The organism is Mycolicibacterium parafortuitum, from assembly GCF_002086815.1.
Classification (GTDB): Bacteria; Actinomycetota; Actinomycetes; order Mycobacteriales; family Mycobacteriaceae; genus Mycobacterium; species Mycobacterium parafortuitum.
The window spans coordinates 1-17142 of the sequence record NZ_MVID01000006.1 but is presented as its reverse complement, the minus strand read 5'-3'; the positions used below and the strand labels follow the sequence as shown (position 1 = coordinate 17142).

Genomic DNA, 17142 nt, shown 5'->3' with positions numbered 1-17142 from the left:
GGCGTGCGGGGCTCTAATCGGGACTATGACTGTGCAGCCCCCTGTCGACGAGGTCCGCCTGATCGAGGCCGAAGCCGCACCGACCCGATTCGCCCGCGGATGGCACTGCCTGGGCCTGATCCGGGATTTCGCGGACGGTAAGCCACACCAGATCAACGCGTTCGGGCAGAAGCTCGTGGTGTTCGCCTCCGAGGACGGCGCGATCAACGTCCTCGACAGCTACTGCCGGCACATGGGTGGCGATCTGTCCCAGGGTGAGGTCAAAGGCAACGAGATCGCCTGCCCGTTCCACGACTGGCGCTGGGGCGGCGACGGCCGATGCAAGAACGTCCCGTACGCGCGTCGCGTCCCGCGGCTCGCGCGCACCCAGACGTGGCCGACCCTGCAGCAGGACGGAATGCTGTTCGTCTGGAACGACCCGCAGCGCAAACCGCCGCCGGAGGACGTCACCATCCCGCGCATCGAGGGTGCGACCAGTGACGACTGGACCGACTGGCACTGGTACAGCACCGTCGTGAACACCAACTGCCGCGAGATCATCGACAACGTCGTCGACATGGCGCACTTCTTCTATATCCACGGGTCACTGCCGACCCAGTTCAAGAACATCTTCGAGGGACACGTCGCCACCCAGTTCATGACCAGTGGTGGTCGGCCCGATCTCGGCTCGGTCGAGGGCGGCGTCAAGCTGCTCGGAACCTCGTCGCTGGCCTCCTACCACGGGCCGTCCTTCATGATCGACGACCTGACCTACCACTACGAGCACGGCGACACCCGCACCGTACTGATCAACTGCCACTACCCGATCGACGCGAATTCCTTTGTGCTGCAGTACGGCATCACCGTGCAGAAGTCGGCGGACCTGCCCGAGGACGTCGCCATGCAGTCGGCGATCGCGCTCGGCGACTTCGTCAAGATGGGCTTCGAGCAGGACGTGCAGATCTGGCGAAACAAGGCCCGGATCGACAACCCGCTGCTGGTCGAGGAGGACGGTCCGGTGTACCAGCTGCGCCGGTGGTACGAGCAGTTCTATGTCGACGTCGAGGACGTGACACCGGATATGACCGACCGGTTCGAATTCGAGATCGACACCACGAGGCCGCGGGAGTCCTGGATGCGCGAGGTGGAGGAGAACATCGCCGCCGGTCGCGTTCCGAAACTGGCCACCGGGACGTCCTGATGGCGGTGCGCCCGGACAACAGGCTCGCCGACGCGCCGATGGTGCCGGTGACGTGCCACCGGTGCGCCGCCGAGGTGCTGGTGCGCAAGAGCACCTGGGATCAGACGAGCGTGCAGTGGAACGCCGCGGCGACGGCGCGCTGCGAGGAGCGCCACGACGCGAGCAAGCTGGCCGCCCACGGCGAGCAGGGTCTGTTCCTCGCGTGCTCGGCACTGCGGGACTCGGTCACCGACGCCGTGCTCAACGGCGAGGTGCCGATCGTGGACAGCGCGCCGGCGCGGACCTGACTACCGGCCGCCGGCCGCGTGGGCTCCCGCCCGCCGGCCACTGAAGATGCAGTCGGACAACGACAATCCGCTGACATAGCTGTTCGAGCAGATCCCGACCGCGGTGCGGCCGGCCGCGTACAGGCCCGCGACGGTGCCGCCGTCTCGGTGGGCGACCTCGCCGGTGCCCTCGTCGACGACGAGCCCGCCCAGAGTGAGTCCGGGGACCGGATAGAACATCGACGACGCGGCCGAGATGTCGATCGAATAGAACGGCCCGGTCCTCATCGGCGCGCACAGGTCGCGGTCCTTGCGGGCAGGGTCGCCCGTGCCACGCGCCAGACCGTCGTTGTACTCGTCGACGGTGCGCCGCAGCCCCGCCGGGTCGATCCCGTTCTTGCGGGCCAGCCCGTCCAGGGTGGCGCTTCTGCGGTGTCCGGTGGTGAACAGATAGATCAGCTGAAGGCGCTGGAAAAGCTGTGTCTGCGTGACGATCTGGCTCTTGATCTTCCGCCAGGTCGCCGCATCGTAGATCGCCCACCCGGTGCCGCCGAACTGCCGCATCAGCACATTGCTGTGGGTGGCGCCGTAGAGGTCTTCGTTGGCGATCCGGCGTCCGTCGGCGCCGACGGTCAGACCTTCCAGGAATGCGCTGGGCGGGGCCAGGAAGCGCCATGCCGCGACATTGCCCATCTTGTTGGTCTTCCCGCCGGCGGCCAGGCCCAGCGCGATCCCGGCGCCGTCGTCGCCGGCGGTGCCCAGCGGCGAGATCTTCTCGAACTGCGGTGCGTGTGAGGTCACCCAGTCGCGGTTGTAGATGAACCCGCCCGCGGCCAGGATCACCGACGGTGCGTGTGCTTCGGCGTCCACAGCGCCTGTGGCCCAGACCCGTTCGACTTCGGCGGCGGCACCCTTGACCATCTGCGGCATCCAGGTGCCCAGCTTCGCGGTCGCCCTCGTCAGCGCCGCGTGCCGTGTGGCGTGCGGATGGGTCCGGTCCAGCACCCGGTACCGGACGCCGACGACCCGGCCGTCGTCCTTGATCAGCTCGTGCACCCGCGCCAGCGGAACCACGGTGACGCCCTTGGCTTTCGCCGATGCGCTGAGCCGCTCGAAGAGCACCTTGCCCGATTTCATGCCGCGTGCGAGGACACGGTGCCCGCGCGGGGCCGGCGCCGCGTACTCGACGTAGGGGTGGGCCTTCTCGTTGCCCGAGTAGTACAGGTAGAAGTCGTCGGTGGGGTAGGAGGTCTTGTACGACGACACCTTGCCGCCGCGGAACTCGACGCCCTGGTCCTTCAGCCACTCGATCAGGTGCGGGCTCTGCGCGCAGAACCGATCCAGCGTCTCGTCGCCGACCGCGTCACCGACTTCCTGCTTCAGGTAGGCGCGGAGGTTCTCGACGGTGTCGGGGTAGCCGCCGTCCCGCTGCTCCTGGGTGCCGCCGCCGGCGTAGATGATCCCGCCGGACAGCGCGGTCGCGCCGCCGCCGTAACCGCGATCGAGGACGAGGACCCGGGCGCCGCGGTCCGCGGCCTCGATCGCGGCGGCGGCGCCTGCCGCGCCGAAGCCGACCACGATGACGTCGTAATCGGAGCCCATGCCGATCAGGTCAGCTGGAACGCGCTCAGCGGGGCTTCCTCGGGGTACGCGGTGGGCCCGCCGATGTCGTAGGCGGCGTTGAGCGCACCGATGAACGCGGCGTCGTGCAGCGGCTCGGCCGGGATGTCGAGCGTGACGCCCTGCTTGTTCAGGTTGTCGACCAGCATGTCGATGGCCTTGTCGATGGTGAGGTCGTCGGAGCCGTCCATGTTCTTCTTCAGCTCGTCGAAGTCCGAGAACACCTCGGCCGACCAGTGCACCAGGAACCGCAGGTCGTCGGTGTGGTGGCGGGCGATCACGTCGTCGCCGTTCTTGAGCACCCACTGGTCGCGGTCGGCGGGATCTCCGGCGAACACGGTGTCGAACGCCAGACCGGCCGGCATCTGCTGTTCCAGCGGGCCGTTGGCCTCGCCGCGGTGCACCATCATCTCGTTCTGCACCACCACGCCACGGTTGTTGATCGGGGGGAGCACCCGCTTGGGCGCCTCCAGCGGTCCGTCCGGCCAGTAGGTGAAGCCGCTGCCCTCGTCGAGGGAGAACCAGGTGATCACCTGCGCCATCTTGATCAGGTAATCGTTGAACAGTCCGGACTTGCCCATCACGCTGCACAGCCAGGTCGGCGCGTTCTCGTGCCGCACACCCCGGAAGCTCGGCGAATCCAGATGTCCCGGATCACGATTCGCGCATGGACCGTTGATGTTGAACAGCATCAACTCCGGCTTGGCGTACTCCGCGCCCCAGTAGTCCTTGGCCTGGTTCAGGAACGTCTCGTTGTAGAAGCAGTCGTGCAGTTCGGGGTAGAGCACCGCACCGTAGTTGGCGAGATAGCCGCGGAACGTCGGGGTCAGGAACAGGTCCATCGACGGTTCGAAACCCTCGGGGAACATGCCGCTCATCGTCGCCATCAACTCGTCGGCCGACGCGAAGTGCTGCGCGATGATCAGCTTCCACGGGCCGCGGTCGTGCACCACGTCGAGCAGTCGCCGCTTCTGGTCGGCGGTGTAGACGTCGTCGATCTCGCGAGGCGGCGCCACGGGCCGCAGAACATCGGACAGTGCCTTGCGGCGTTCGTCGGTCAGCATCTTGGTTCTCCTTTACCTGGCACGTCTCATCGCGTTGCGGCGATGGTCGCAGCCGCGACGGCACCCCGACGGGGCGATGACCGTTGATCGGGACGAACTTTCGCGGCGACCGCCGCCGCGATACGCCCGACGAGCAGACGCATACTCGGGCGAGTCGCGGGCGTGTCGTGCGAGTTGGTGTCTGCTCGCGGGGAAAGTCAGAACGGCAGGGGGTAGGCGAATTTGGCGCGCAACAGCGCCCCGGTCTCGGCCATCGCCAGCCTGCCGCGCGCGGTGGTGTCCGAGCGCATCATGAATCCGTGGTAGATTCCGGGATAACGGGTCAGCGTCGTCTGCACACCGGCGTCGCGCAGGCGCGCGGCATACCGCTCGCCCCAGTCCCGGATCGGGTCGCAGCCTCCGGTCGCGACGATCGCCGGGGGCAGCCCGCGCAGATCCGCACAGTAGGCGGGCACCTGATACGGGTGATGCGGTGCCCCGCCGCCGCTGTCGGCGAGCTCGTGCATGTACAGGATGTCCTCGTGAGCGAGCATCGGCGCATCCGGCATGGACACGATCGATTCGGCGGCCATGTCACGGTCGAGTCCGGGATAGAGCAGCACCTGTGCGTACAGCCGCGGGCCGCCGCGGTCGCGGGCGGCGAGCGCGACGGCAGCGGCCAGGGAACCGCCCGCGCTGTCCCCGACGACCGCCAACCGCTCTGCGTCGAGACCGAGTTCGGAGGCGTTGCGCGACACCCACTCGGTGGCGACGTAGCAGTCGTCGAACTGCGCCGGCGGCGGGCACTCCGGGGCGAGGCGGTAGTCGACGGCGACCACCGCGGCACCACTGGCCGCCGCGAGTTCGCGCGCCATCGGTTCGAAGGAGTGGTTCGAGCCCATCACCAGACCGCCGCCGTGGAAATGCATCAACACCGGTGCCGGACCGTCGGCACGGGTGGGGCGGTAGATCCGGACCGGGATCGGACCGCCGGGACCGTCGACGGTGAAGTCGTCGACCGACGCCATCGGCGGCATGTTCTCGGGCAGCGGTGCGCTCTCCAGCCCGGCACGTACCGCGGCCAACCCGCGGGTGCGCATCGGCGGCAGCTCCCCGAACGACGCGGCCCGCGCGGCCGCGTCGGGATCCAGTGCGGGCGAGGACACGTGCGCGCCTGTCAATGCCTGGCCGGATCGAAACGTGGTTTGGTGCGCAGTCTCGGGGGTTCCTGGTTGCTGAGCACGCGGGCACGTTCGGTCATCGCGGAGCCGACGTACTCGGGCTGGGTCAGCAGATAGAACGCGTCGCCGTCGCCGGCGACCGCCTGCTCGAACACGACCTCGGCTGCCGCGACCGGATCCATTGCGGCAGCCTTGATGTCGAGCATCGCGGCACGCTGGGATTCGGCGGCGGCCTGCGCCGCGTTGTTCTGCTGGTCGACGCCGCCCGCCGATTCGAAGATGTTCGACACCACCGCACCGGGCAGCACCGCCTGCACGCGGATGTGATCGTGGCCGGCGTGGTCGACCTCGAGTCGCAGGCATTCGGTCAACGCCAGCACCGCATGCTTGGTGACGATGTACGGCGCCTGCAGCGGGACGACGGCCACCCCGCCGATCGACGACATGTTCCACACCCACGCCGGTGTGCCCGCGGCGATCATCCGCGGCAGGAACGCCCGGACGCCGTGGAAGACGCCGCCGACGTTGATGTCCATGATGCGGTTCCAGTTCGCCACCGGGGTGTCCCACAGATAGCCGAACTGTTCGATGCCGGCGTTGTTCACCAGCAGCCGCACCGGGCCCACGTCGCGGTAGACCCGCTCGGCGAGGGCCTCGACCGCATCGGAATCGCGGACGTCGCAGACCATGTCGAGCGCCTCGGTGCCGCCGTCGACGAGTTCGGCGCGCAGCCGCGCGGCCGCGGTGGCGTCGATGTCGGCGAGCACCACCGTCATTCCCAGCGTGGCGGCGTGGCGGGCCAGGCCGGCGCCGATACCCGAGCCCGCCCCGGTGATGACGGCGACGCCGCCTGCGAAGGTGTCGCGTGCGCTCACCGTGGTCAGGCGTTCGCCGCGTTCTTCGCGGCGTACTCGGCGAACGGAATCGAGTCCTCGGCGTCGAGGACCACGCTCATGGAGGTGAACACCAGACCGGACTCGCCGCGCCGGATACCGACGTCGACCACGCCGCTGGACACGTCGAACGGCACGTTGTTGGTCACCTGGTTGACGTACAGGTAGAAGCGCGCGGTGGTGACCTCACCCGAGACGCCGGTGCGGAAGATGTTGGTGGCGTGGTGGCGCAGCGGGTACGGGTTCTCGTTGCGGTGCTGGGTCAGCCACTCCAGGGTGGCCTTGCCGCCGTGCAGCTCGGCGGCCAGCAGCTCCTCGAACGGGCAGTTGCCCGAGTCCGACCTGCTCAGGTACTCCATCTCGTCGCCGATGCGGGTGGCGAGTTCGGCGAAGTGGCCCTGGTCGTAGTGGTACCAGAAACCGGCGATGAACTCCTGAACCTCGGACAGCGTGATCTCGTTGCTCATGACAGTGAGTCAACTGCGCCGGTGTGGGTTGGCACACACCGGCGTCCGATGAGTGGAACACCGGTCGCGGTGACGACCACGGACCCGTTCACGCCGACGCTTTCGGGGCCGGCAGCTGCAGCGCCTTCGTCTGCAGGTACTCCTCGAAGCCGTACCGGCCGAGTTCGCGCCCGATGCCCGACTTCTTGTACCCGCCGAACGGCGCGACCGGGTTGTACGGGCCGCCGTTGATGTCGAGCTGGCCGGTCTGCACGGCGCGGGCGAACGCGATCGCGGTGTCGTCGTCGGCGGCCCACACCGCGCCGGACAGGCCGTACGGGGTGGCATTGGCGATGCGCAGCGCGTCGTCGCTGTCGGTGAACGGGATGATCGCCAGCACCGGTCCGAACACCTCCTCCTGACCGAGTTCGGAGAGCGGGTCGACGTCGGCGAAGATCGTCGGGGCGACGAAATAGCCGGTGTCGCGGATCTTCTCGGCGCCACCGGTGAGCAGCCGGGCCCCGTCGCGTTGCGCGCGTTCGATGTAGCCGAGCACGGTCTCGAACTGCGAGCGCGAGGCCGACGGGCCGATCCGGGTGCCGGGATCCCAGGGGTCACCGACGGTGTAGCGCGCCGCGGCGGCGGCCGCGATGTCCAGCGCCTCGGCGTAGCGTGACTGCGGCACCAGCATGCGGGTCCACGCCATGCAGGTCTGGCCGCCGTTGAGGAACGCGTTGCCGACACCGACCTTGACCGCGGTGGCCAGATCGGCGCCGTCGAGGATCACGTTGGCCGACTTGCCGCCCAGTTCCAGGGCGACCTTCTTGACGGTTTTGCCGGCCAGTTCACCGACCCGGGCGCCGACGTCGGTGGAGCCGGTGAACGACACCAGGTCGACCTCGGGATGGGCGGCCATGTGCTCGCCGATCACCCGGCCCGGCCCGGTCACCAGGTTCACCGACCCCGGCGGCAGGCCGGCGGCCTGGATGGCCTCGACGAACTCGAACGTCGACAGCGGCGCCTCGTTGCTGGGCTTGAGTACCACCGGGCAGCCGGCCGCGATCGCGGGGATGACCTTGGCCACCACCTGATAGAGCGGGTAGTTCCACGGGGTGATCGCGGCGACCACGCCGTACGGCTCGCGGACGACCAGGGAATTGCCCACGCGCTCTTCGAATTCGAACTTCTCCAGCACGTCGGCGATGCCGCGGGCGACGGCCAGCGGCACCTGGGTCTGCACGCTCTGGGCGATCCGCACCGGTGCGCCCATCTCGCGGGTGATGGTCTCGGCGATATCGGGGAGCCGCTTCTGCATCGCGTCGATCACCCTGGCCAGTCGTTCCCGGCGCTCGGCGACCGAGACGAGCGGATCGAAGGCCCGGCGCGCCGCGGCGACCGCGGCGTCGACGTCGTCGGCGGTCCCGCTCGGAACTCCGCCGATTACCTCTTCGGTGGCCGGGTCGATCACCTCGACGGTGCCGGTCCCGTTCGGGGTGATCCACTGCCCGTCGATGAACAGTTCGGTGCGGTCATAGTTGTGCATGAGAGTCTGCTTTCGTCAGGGCAGGATGCTGGCGCGCACGTCGCGTTTGTCCTCGGCGGCCGCGAACGCGTCGTTGATGTCCTCCAGCCGGTACTGGGCGGCGGCGAGCCGGTCCAGCGGTAGTGAATGCTGGTGCTGGGCAAGGAAGGTCAGCGCCTGCGCCAGGACCGCCGGATCGTAGAGCGAGACACCGACCATCGTCTTGTTGGAGAACACGAACCGTGACGGGTCGAACTCGAAGGTCTTACCGATGTTGATGTTGCCGATCTCGACGTAGCGGCCGAACTGGCCGAGCATCTGTAGACCCTCGTCGATCGCCGACGGATGCCCGACAACCTCGACGACGACGTCGGCTCCGTGGCCGCCGGTCAGTTTGCGCACCGCCTTGGTGCGATCCTTCGGGGTGCCGACTTCGTTGATGTCGATGACGGCGTCGGCGCCGAACGCGGTCGCCAGCTCCAGCCGGTCGGGGATGCCGTCGACCGCGATCACCTGCGCGGCGCCGCGCGCCTTGGCGACGGCGATCGCGTAGAGGCCCAGCGCGCCGGCACCCTGGACCACCACGGTCTCACCGAGGCCCTGCTGGACGCGGTCGAGCCCGTACATCACCTGGGAGAGCGCACAGTTGGCGCCCGCGGCGATCGCATCGGACACGCTGTCGGGCACGGTGTAGACGACGGCACCGGCGGGCAACAGGAAGAAGTCGCCGTAGCCGCCGACGAAGTACGGCGGTTCGTCGGCGCGGCCCAGCATCGCCATCTTCAGGTTCAGGCACGCGTTGCGTCGCCCGGCCAGGCAGTTGCGGCAGGTGTGGCAGGCGAAGAAGTACGGAAACACCACCCGGGTGCCCTGCTGCAGCGGGGCACCGTTGGAGTCGGCGGACACTCCGTCGCCGAGCGCCTCGACCGACCCGACCATCTCGTGACCGAGCACCGTCGGCAGTTGCCCACCCAGACCTCGGGTGGCGAACGTGCCGTGCCAGGCGTGCAGGTCGGACCCGCAGATATTGGTGCGGGTGACCCGGATCAGGATCTCGCCGGGCCCCACCTCGGGCAGGGTGACGGTGTCGATCTGAAACGGTGTGCCGGGCGCGTCGAAACGCGCGATACGGCCTGTGTACACGGGTATTCCCTTCAGTGTTCGGTAGCCGGGGTGCGGAACTGCTCGCGCAGATCGCGTTTGAGGAGCTTTCCGCTGGGGTTCTTCGGCAGCGAGTCGACGAAGTACACCCGCTTGGGAACCTTGAATCCGGCGAGGTGCTCGCGGCAGTGGCGCAGTACGTCTTCTTCGGTGACGGCGTCGGTGTCGGCGGCGGTGTCAGTGACGGTGTCGCGCAGCACCACGGCCGCCGTGACCGCCTCCACCCACACCGGGTCGGGCAGCGCGAATACCGCTGCTTCCTGGATTGCGCTGTGGCGGTAGAGGACTTCCTCGACCTCGCGGCTCGCGACGTTCTCGCCACCGGTCTTGATCATGTCCTTCTTGCGGTCGACGACGTGCAGGAGTCCGTGCTCGTCGTAGAAGCCCAGATCACCGGAATGGAACCAGCCGCCGCGGAACGCCTCCGCCGTCTTGTCCGGGTCGTCGAGGTAGCCGAGCATCAGATGTGGGCTGCGGTGCGCGATCTCGCCGACCACCCCGGTGGGCACCGGCAGGTCGTCCTCGTCGAGGATCGCCGTCTCGACGTTGACGACCGGTCGCCCCGCCGCCCCGGCGTGGGCGTCCTGCTCGGCGGGTGCCAGCGCCGACGCCAGCGGAGCCATCTCGGTCTGGCCGTAGAAGTTCCACAGCCGCAGGTTCGGGAGCCGCTCACGCATCTCGAGCAGGATCTCGGTGGGCATCGGGGACGCCCCGTAGTAGCCCTTGCCGAGGCTGGACAGGTCGACGGTGTCGAACACCGGGCTGCGCAACAGGCTGATCCACACCGTCGGGGGCGCGAAGTAATTGGTCACCGAGTAGCGCTCGATGGTGCGCAGCACCAGCTCGGGTTCCGGGCGCGGCAGGATGATGCTGGTGGCGCCGAGATAGATGTCGGTGGCCAGGAAGTTGTCGAGCTGTGCGCAGTGATACAGCGGCAGGGAATGGATCTCGACGTCGTCACCGGACATCGACCCGGCGACTATCGTGCTGATGTACTGCCACATCAAGCTGCGGCTGGTGTGCATCACGCCCTTGGGCCGGGATTCGGTCCCGCTGGTGTACATCAGCCGCAGCAGTTGATCATCGGCGATGTCGGGCCGCGGGGCGGGGGAGTCGGTGTCCAGCCACGCGCCGAAGTCGTCCCAGCCGGCGGGCGCGGTGCGGCCCGGTGCGATCAGCGCCGCCTTCGCGGACAGCGGTCCCGCGGAGCGCATCGCCGCCTCGGCGGTCGGCGTCAGTTCGTCTTCGACGATGAACCCGGTGACCTTGCTGTGGCCCAGGATGTATGCGATCTCCTCGGCGGTCAGCATGAAGTTCACCGGCACCAGGACCACCCCCGCGCGTGCGGTCGCGAACGCCAGCACCGCGTACTGCCAGCAGTTGCGCGACAACAGCGCGATGCGGTGCCCCGGCTGAAAACCTTTGTCGGCCAATGCGGCGGCGGCGCGATCGACCATCCGGTCGAACTCGCCGAAGGTCAGCTCGACACCGTTGGCCTCGTCGATGATCGCGGTCTTGTCCGGCTGGCGCCGGGCGGACCGGCGGGGGATGTCCCCGACGCTGTGGCTGCGGGCGCGCGCGACGACAGCGGCGAGCTCTGCGGACTGCATGCCCGAAGGGTAGGGGCGGCCCGCGCCCGCGGTGCCGGTGTTCTCCCGCTCAGTAGACAGCGCGATGTCCGCCCCGGTGGTGCGCTGGCGATACTCGGTGCCATGACCGCTGTCACCGAAACGGCCTCCGGGCCGGGCTACGACCCCGCCGAACTGCGCGCCAACCTGATGCTGGCCGATGCGGGGGTGTTGCTCTGCGTGCTGGCACAGCTCACCGGCGACGCCGGTGTGCTCGAGCGGTTCGGGCGCAAGATCGAGTTCGTCGCCGATCCGCCCGAGCAGGTCGGTGTCACCGATCGGGAAACCCTCGCCGCGCTGGCCGAGGAGATCGTCGCCGCACTTGCCGCGCCGTCGCCCGACGCCGCCGAGAGGGCGGTGGACCGCGACTTCTTCGCGCAACTGCTGCGCTGGGGGCTCGGTTCGGAGGTCGACGACGAACAGGTCGACCTGCTGCTGGAGCAGGGCGGCTTCCGCCCGTCGCAGCCGACACTGCCGCGCACCGTGGAGATCCCGCAGACCACGTCGATGGCGATCATCGGTGCGGGTATCGCCGGGATCGCGGTCGCGCTGGCGGCCGCGGAAGCCGGTGTGACGTTCCAGATCTTCGACCGCAACGACGAGGTCGGCGGTACCTGGTTGACGACGACGTACCCGGGGATCGGGGTCGACACCCCGTCGGCGTACTACTCGCTGTCCCGTGAGGTGAACCCGGGCTGGACGAACTACTACCCGCAGGGCGCCGAATATCAGTCCTACCTCGTCGCGCTGGCCGACAAGCACCGGCTGCGCGACCACATCCGCTTCCGCACCGAGGTCGAGGCGCTGTGGTGGGACGAGGCGCGCAACCAGTGGGAGATCCACACCGTCGACGGCGGCGGCGTGCGCGAGGTCAGCCATGCCAGCGTCGTCGTCACCGCGGCCGGCTACCTGAACCGGCCGCGGTGGCCCGACGTCAAGGGCCGCGATACGTTCGCCGGGGTCAGTGTGCATTCCGCGCAATGGGATTCGTCGCTGGATCTGGCGGGCAAGAAGGTGGCGGTGATCGGCGCGGGCTGCACCGCGGTGCAGATCGTCGACGCCTGCGTCGACGAGGTCGAGCATCTGACGGTGTTCCAGCGCCAGCCGCACTGGGTGGCGCCGCGCAAACGGCTGACCGACGATGTCCCCGACCACCGCCGCTACCTGGGCACGCACCTGCCGTACTACGCGAAATGGCACCGGCTGAAGTCGTACTGGGGGACCGCCGACAACAACTACAAGGTCATCCTGCAGGATCCGGAGTGGGCGGCCGAGCACCTGTCGATCTCTCCGGCCAACGATGTGCTGCTGCAGTTGTGCCTGGGCTACATCGATCGGATGTTCGGCGCCGGAAGCGAACTGGCGAAGAAGGTGACGCCGGACTTCGCCCCGTACGGCAAGCGGATCATCCGTGATCCGGGCGGCTACTACGCGGCGCTGACCCGCGATCATGTCGACGTCGAGGCCGCCGAGCCGGCCGAGATCAACGCCCGCGGCATCGTGACCGCCGACGGACGCCAGATCGACCTCGACGTGATCATCTACGCCACCGGCTACCACCTCGACTTCCTGTCCACCGTGGACATCCGCGGCCGCGACGGCCGCAAGCTCGCCGACGAGTGGGGCGACAGCCCCCGCGCGTACCGCGGCGGCACCGTGCCGGGGTTCCCGAACCTGTTCATCACGTCGGCTCCGAACTACAGCCCGGGACACGGTGCGGGAGCGAACTTCTCGATGGAGGTACTGGCGCACTACATCATCGAGTGCCTGCAGCTGATGGCGCTGCGCGGTGCGACCACGATCGAGGTGACCCGCGAGGCCTTCGAGTCCTACGTGGACGGCATCGACGACGCGATGAGCCGCACCGTGTGGTGCCACACCCCGAACGCCCACACCTACTACCGGTCCGGCTCGGGCCGCGTCGTGGTGGCCACCCCGTTCCGGCTGGTCGACCTCTGGCAGCAGCACCGGGCACCGATAGAAGAGGACTTCGTACTGAGATGACCGGAGTACTGCGATGACCGAAAATGCAGCGATGACCGGAAAACTCAACGGCAGAACCGCACTGGTGACCGGCAGCAGCCGCGGGATCGGGCGGGCGATCGCCCAGCGGCTGGCCGCCGAGGGCGCGACCGTCGCGGTGACCGCGCGCGCATACGAGCCGTCGGAATCGGTGCGGGCCGGGGTCTCGGCGGCACTGCCCGGCACCATCGACGAGACGATCGCGCTGATCGAACAGGCCGGCGGGAAAGCCTTCGGGCTGGCCGCCGATCTGGAGAACGCCGAGCAGCGAGCCGCGCTCGTCGAGCAGGTCGTCGAACGCACCGGGCGGATCGACATCCTGGTCAACAACGCCGGATTCGCGGATTACTCGGTGGTGGCCGACATGTCGATGCAGACCTTCGACCGCACCGTCGAGCACTATCTGCGCACCCCGTTCGTGCTGACCCAGGCCGCGATCCCGCACATGCGGGCCCAGGGGCAGGGCTGGATCGTCAACATCGGATCGGTCACCGGGCTGGCGCCGGCGCGGCCCTACCGCGACTACAACAAGTCCTCGGGCGACGTGATCTACGCGTCGTGCAAGGCCGCGCTGCACCGCTTCACCCAGGGAGTGGCCGCCGAACTGCTCGACGCCGACATCGCGGTGAACGCGGTGGGGCCGTCCAGCGCGGTGCGCACCCCCGGGGCGTCGGCGCTGATCCCGGACACGTTCCCGACCGAACCGGTGGAGTACCTCGCCGAGACGGTGCTCGCGATGTGTCACCGCCCGGCGGCCGAGCGCACCGGTCTGGTCGCGTTCAGCCTGCACTACCCGTGGTCGCAGAAGCTTCCGGTGCACTCGCTCGACGGCACCACGGTGCTGCCGCCGCTGGAGCCGCCGGCCGCCGCCAACCCGAACATCCTGCCCGCCGGGATGTAGCAGCGGGGTCAGTCCAGGATCGGGGCCGCCAGCTCGCAGAAGCTGTGGCAGACCCGGTCCCGGATGATCACGTCGGTGGTCTCGGGATCGAACCAGCGGTCCACCACCGCCCAGTGGATCGGGTGCATCAAGTACGGGCCCATCAGCCCGGCCTCGTCGGTGAACTGCTGCTCGAACACGTGCGTCCAGCCGGTATCTCCGACCGGATCGAGCGCACGGCTGAGCTGCCACGCGGTGATCGTGCGGACATAGCGCGTCATCAGCCGCAGCTCGTCCTCGAATCGGCTCCCCGTCTCCGCGTCGGTGCCCGGAGTCACGCGCAACAGCAACGCCCGGTACACGCCGGACGGGCCGGGGTGGGCCTGCCGGGGCTCTCCCGGATACGCCGCGCCGTTGACCCGGGTGATCGCGTCGTCGCGCAGGGTCTCCTCGAAAGCGGCGGCGCCGCGGCGCCATTCGCCTTCATCGTGGAAGCGCAGGTGCACCAGGATGTCGCCGCCGTTGCGGGATCCGGACAGCGTCGGCGCCACCAGCCTGCGGTGCGCCCCGGTGCGGGCGGCCGCCGCGTCGACGTCGGCCAGCACGCGTTCGCGCGCGGACTCGTCGACGTCGAGCAGTCGCACGACGCTAAACATCGCAGAGCCCGTCGACGTCGCCCGCGGCCGCGGCCACGTTGCGCGTGCGGTCGCTGACCAGCGTGCCGACGCTGTCCCACCACTGGGCCAGCGCCGGATCGGGACGCCCCTGCCACGTCATCTGCCACCACGCCTGCGGGCTGGGCAGCACCCAGGTGATCGTCACGGTGTTGGGCTGATCCTCGAACCAGATCGGGGGACTGACGAGGACGTCGCGCAGCCGCATCCCGCGGGTGACCGCGCCCGGGGCGTACTCGGCCAGGTACCGGTCGACGAAACTGCGTGCACAACCGGGGCGGGTCACCACCCGGTCGACGACGTAAACCTCAGCCATGGCGCGAGGTTAGGGGCAGCGCGGCGGTGGCCGCGGCGGCGTTCCCGGACATCGGGAGACCGCCATTGACGCCGACCGCGGGACAGGACCAGCCTGGTGAGGTGACGCAGAATCCTCCCGATCCGTTCCAGCCGGTCTCACTGGGCCCGGTGACCCTGCGGAATCGGGTGATCAAGGCCGCCACCTCGGAGGGCCGCTCCCCGCAGGGCCTGGTCACCGACGACCTGATCGACTTCCACCGGACGTTCGCCGAGGGCGGCGTCGGGATGACCACGGTCGCCTACTGCTGCGTCTCGCCGCAGGGTGCCAGCGCCCCCGGGCAGATCGTGATGAACGAGGCCGCACTGCCGGGGCTGCGGCGGCTCACCGGCGCCGTCCACGACGCCGGTGCGGCGATCTCGGCGCAACTCGGCCACGCGGGAGTGGTGGCGCCGAAGAAGCTCACCGGCGTCACGGCGCTGGCGCCGAGCCGGTTCGTGAACCCGACGTCCTTCGCGTACTGCCGAGAGATCACCCGTGCGGAGATCAGCGCGGTGATCGACCAGTTCGCCGCCGCCGCGCAGATCGCCGTCGACGCCGGATTCGACGCGGTGGAACTGCATTTCGGCCATCTGTACCTGCCGAGCTCGTTCCTGAGCCCGCTGATCAACCGACGCAAGGACTCCTACGGCGGGTCCATCGACAACCGGTCCCGGCTGGTCCGCGAGATCGCCGAACGGGTGCGCACCACCGTCCGCGATCAGATCGCGGTCATCGCCAAGCTCGACATGGACGACGGTCTGCCCGGAAGCATCTGGATCGACGAGGCGCTGCGCACCGCGGCGCTGCTCGACGCCGACGGCAACCTCGACGCGCTGGAGCTGACCCAGGGGTCGTCGGTGTACAAGCCGATGTACCTGTTCCGCGGTGATGTCCCGGTCCGGGAGTTCGCGACCGTGATGCCGCCGGCGCTGCGACCCGCAGTGCGGCTGTTCGGCAAGCAGACCATGGGGGTGTATCCGTACCGGGACCTGTACATGCTCGACGCGGCACGGCAGTTCGTCCCGGTCATGCGCAACACCAAACTCGTGCTGCTGGGCGGGATCACCGACCGCAGCCACATCGACACCGGCCTGCGGGAGGGGTTCGACTTCGTCGCGATGGGCCGCGCACTGCTGCGCGAACCCGATCTGGTCAACAAGATCGCCGCCGATCCGCAGACCCGCAGCCGCTGCACGCACAACAACAAGTGCATGGTCACGGTGTTCGGCCGCACGCACTGCGTGCTCGACCCGGACCAGCGGTACGGCGCGGTTCAGCCGCTACCCGCACCGCCGCTACCCGCGCAGCAGCGCGGCCAGCTCCTCGGTTGAGCGGCGGCGCGCCTCGTGGCAGATGTCGAGCATCGGCATCGTCATGAAACCGTGTACGGCGCCGCCGAATTCGCATCGGGTCACCGCGACGCCGGCATCGGTGAGTGCCTGCGCGTAGGCGAACGCCTCATCGCGTAGCGGATCGTGGCCGGTGGTGACCATCACCGCCGGCGGCAGGCCGGCCAGCTCGGCGTGCAGCGGAACGGCATAGGGGTGCCGGCGGTCCGCGAGCTCAGGCACGTACTGGTCCCAGTACCAGCGCAGTGCGGGCTCCGGGTTGTAGAACCCCTGGCCGAACAGCCGGTAGGACTCGGTGTCGAAGTCCGCGGCGATCACCGGGTACAGCAGCAACTGGGCGCGCAGCGCCGGTCCGCCGCGGTCGCGTGCCATCAGTGCGGTGACCGCGGCGAGGTTACCGCCCGCACTGTCGCCGCCCACCGCGATGCGGCCGGCATCGATGCCGAGTTCGGCCGCGTTGTCGGCCACCCACCGGACGGCGGCGTACATGTCCTCGGCCGCGGTGGGCCAGCGGTCCTCGGGTGCGCGCCGGTAGTCTACCGAGACCACCACGGCGCCAAGCCGATTCGTCAGGTTGCGGCACAGCCCGTCGTGGCTTTCCAAGTCGCAGAACACGAACCCGCCACCGTGGGCGAACACCAGAGCGGGGACGGCCCCCTCACCCGCGGGCCGGTAGACCCGGACCCGGATCGACGTGCCGTCGACGGGCACCCGCAACTCCTGCACCGCCGCGACCGGTTCGGGCCGCGGCGCCGGAGTGAACCGGGACCGGATCGTCGCGCGCGCCTGCGCGCCCGTCATCGTGTGCACCGCGGGGAAGCCGCCGTCGAGCGCGTCGATCAGCCCGGCGATCTGGGGGTCGAGCGTCATGCGTACTGAAGGGCGTTCTCGCGGGCGGCGGCTTCCCCGCGGTGCACACGATGACGGGCGCGCAGGCGCG

At 69.1% G+C, this 17142-nt stretch carries 16 protein-coding genes; 5 read left to right on the top strand and 11 right to left on the bottom strand.

Annotated elements, in window-relative coordinates; genetic code table 11:
* Window positions 1–25 precede the first annotated feature (25 nt).
* Both BST38_RS09395 and BST38_RS09390 read left to right on the top strand, forming a co-directional pair.
* Window positions 26–1180: a 3-ketosteroid-9-alpha-monooxygenase, oxygenase component gene (locus BST38_RS09395; RefSeq protein ID WP_083143025.1), complete on the top strand. Its 1155-nt coding sequence runs from the start codon at window positions 26–28 to the stop codon at window positions 1178–1180.
* On the top strand, window positions 1180–1467 hold the full coding sequence (locus BST38_RS09390) for a ferredoxin (protein WP_083143024.1): 288 nt from the start codon (window positions 1180–1182) through the stop codon (window positions 1465–1467). The genes BST38_RS09395 and BST38_RS09390 overlap by 1 nt, the downstream gene beginning before the upstream one ends.
* Here the strand turns inward: BST38_RS09390 and BST38_RS09385 are convergent, their stop codons facing one another.
* The 8 genes from BST38_RS09385 to BST38_RS09350 form a co-directional block, all read right to left on the bottom strand.
* The gene (locus tag BST38_RS09385) at window positions 1468–3048 is read right to left on the bottom strand and encodes an FAD-binding protein (RefSeq protein ID WP_083143023.1); all 1581 of its coding nucleotides are present in this window, start codon (window positions 3046–3048) and stop codon (window positions 1468–1470) included. It lies immediately after the preceding gene.
* A gap of 5 nt (window positions 3049–3053) precedes the next feature.
* Window positions 3054–4130, bottom strand: coding sequence for a hypothetical protein (locus BST38_RS09380; RefSeq protein WP_083143022.1), 1077 nt, complete (start codon window positions 4128–4130; stop codon window positions 3054–3056).
* A 197-nt stretch (window positions 4131–4327) separates the two neighbouring features.
* Entirely contained in the window at window positions 4328–5275 is a 948-nt protein-coding gene (locus BST38_RS09375) for an alpha/beta hydrolase (RefSeq protein WP_083143021.1), read from the bottom strand.
* Window positions 5276–5286: 11 nt separating this feature from the next.
* Window positions 5287–6165 (bottom strand): SDR family NAD(P)-dependent oxidoreductase, encoded by an 879-nt coding sequence (locus tag BST38_RS09370; protein WP_083143020.1) that lies wholly within the window; start codon window positions 6163–6165, stop codon window positions 5287–5289.
* A 5-nt stretch (window positions 6166–6170) separates the two neighbouring features.
* Window positions 6171–6650 carry a polyketide cyclase gene (locus BST38_RS09365; RefSeq protein WP_083143019.1) on the bottom strand — a complete coding sequence of 160 codons (480 nt, stop codon included), beginning with the start codon at window positions 6648–6650 and terminating at the stop codon, window positions 6171–6173.
* Window positions 6651–6738: 88 nt separating this feature from the next.
* Window positions 6739–8172 carry an aldehyde dehydrogenase family protein gene (locus BST38_RS09360; RefSeq protein ID WP_083143018.1) on the bottom strand — a complete coding sequence of 478 codons (1434 nt, stop codon included), beginning with the start codon at window positions 8170–8172 and terminating at the stop codon, window positions 6739–6741.
* A 15-nt stretch (window positions 8173–8187) separates the two neighbouring features.
* Window positions 8188–9294: a zinc-binding dehydrogenase gene (locus BST38_RS09355; protein ID WP_083143017.1), complete on the bottom strand. Its 1107-nt coding sequence runs from the start codon at window positions 9292–9294 to the stop codon at window positions 8188–8190.
* A gap of 11 nt (window positions 9295–9305) precedes the next feature.
* On the bottom strand, window positions 9306–10922 hold the full coding sequence (locus tag BST38_RS09350) for an acyl-CoA synthetase (protein ID WP_083143016.1): 1617 nt from the start codon (window positions 10920–10922) through the stop codon (window positions 9306–9308).
* Between the two features lie 102 nt (window positions 10923–11024).
* On the opposite strand from BST38_RS09350, the gene BST38_RS09345 reads away from it, so the two are divergent.
* Together BST38_RS09345 and BST38_RS09340 are read left to right on the top strand one after the other, a co-directional pair.
* On the top strand, window positions 11025–12944 hold the full coding sequence (locus BST38_RS09345) for a flavin-containing monooxygenase (protein WP_083143015.1): 1920 nt from the start codon (window positions 11025–11027) through the stop codon (window positions 12942–12944).
* A gap of 31 nt (window positions 12945–12975) precedes the next feature.
* Window positions 12976–13863 (top strand): SDR family NAD(P)-dependent oxidoreductase, encoded by an 888-nt coding sequence (locus tag BST38_RS09340; RefSeq protein WP_083143190.1) that lies wholly within the window; start codon window positions 12976–12978, stop codon window positions 13861–13863.
* Between the two features lie 8 nt (window positions 13864–13871).
* On the opposite strand, the gene BST38_RS09335 is transcribed toward BST38_RS09340, so the two are convergent.
* Window positions 13872–14498 (bottom strand): Dabb family protein, encoded by a 627-nt coding sequence (locus tag BST38_RS09335; RefSeq protein WP_083143014.1) that lies wholly within the window; start codon window positions 14496–14498, stop codon window positions 13872–13874.
* On the bottom strand, window positions 14491–14832 hold the full coding sequence (locus BST38_RS09330; protein WP_083143013.1) for a hypothetical protein: 342 nt from the start codon (window positions 14830–14832) through the stop codon (window positions 14491–14493). Before BST38_RS09330 ends, BST38_RS09335 begins: the two co-directional genes overlap by 8 nt.
* 101 nt (window positions 14833–14933) lie before the next feature.
* On the opposite strand from BST38_RS09330, the gene BST38_RS09325 reads away from it, so the two are divergent.
* A complete protein-coding gene (locus BST38_RS09325; RefSeq protein ID WP_083143012.1) occupies window positions 14934–16184 on the top strand; it encodes an NADH:flavin oxidoreductase in 1251 nt (416 codons plus the stop codon).
* On the opposite strand, the gene lipP1 is transcribed toward BST38_RS09325, so the two are convergent.
* Window positions 16149–17072 carry a LipP1 family hormone-sensitive lipase gene (gene lipP1, locus BST38_RS09320; protein ID WP_083143011.1) on the bottom strand — a complete coding sequence of 308 codons (924 nt, stop codon included), beginning with the start codon at window positions 17070–17072 and terminating at the stop codon, window positions 16149–16151. The two genes, BST38_RS09325 and lipP1, sit on opposite strands and share 36 nt — an antisense overlap.
* Window positions 17073–17142: the final 70 nt, after the last annotated feature.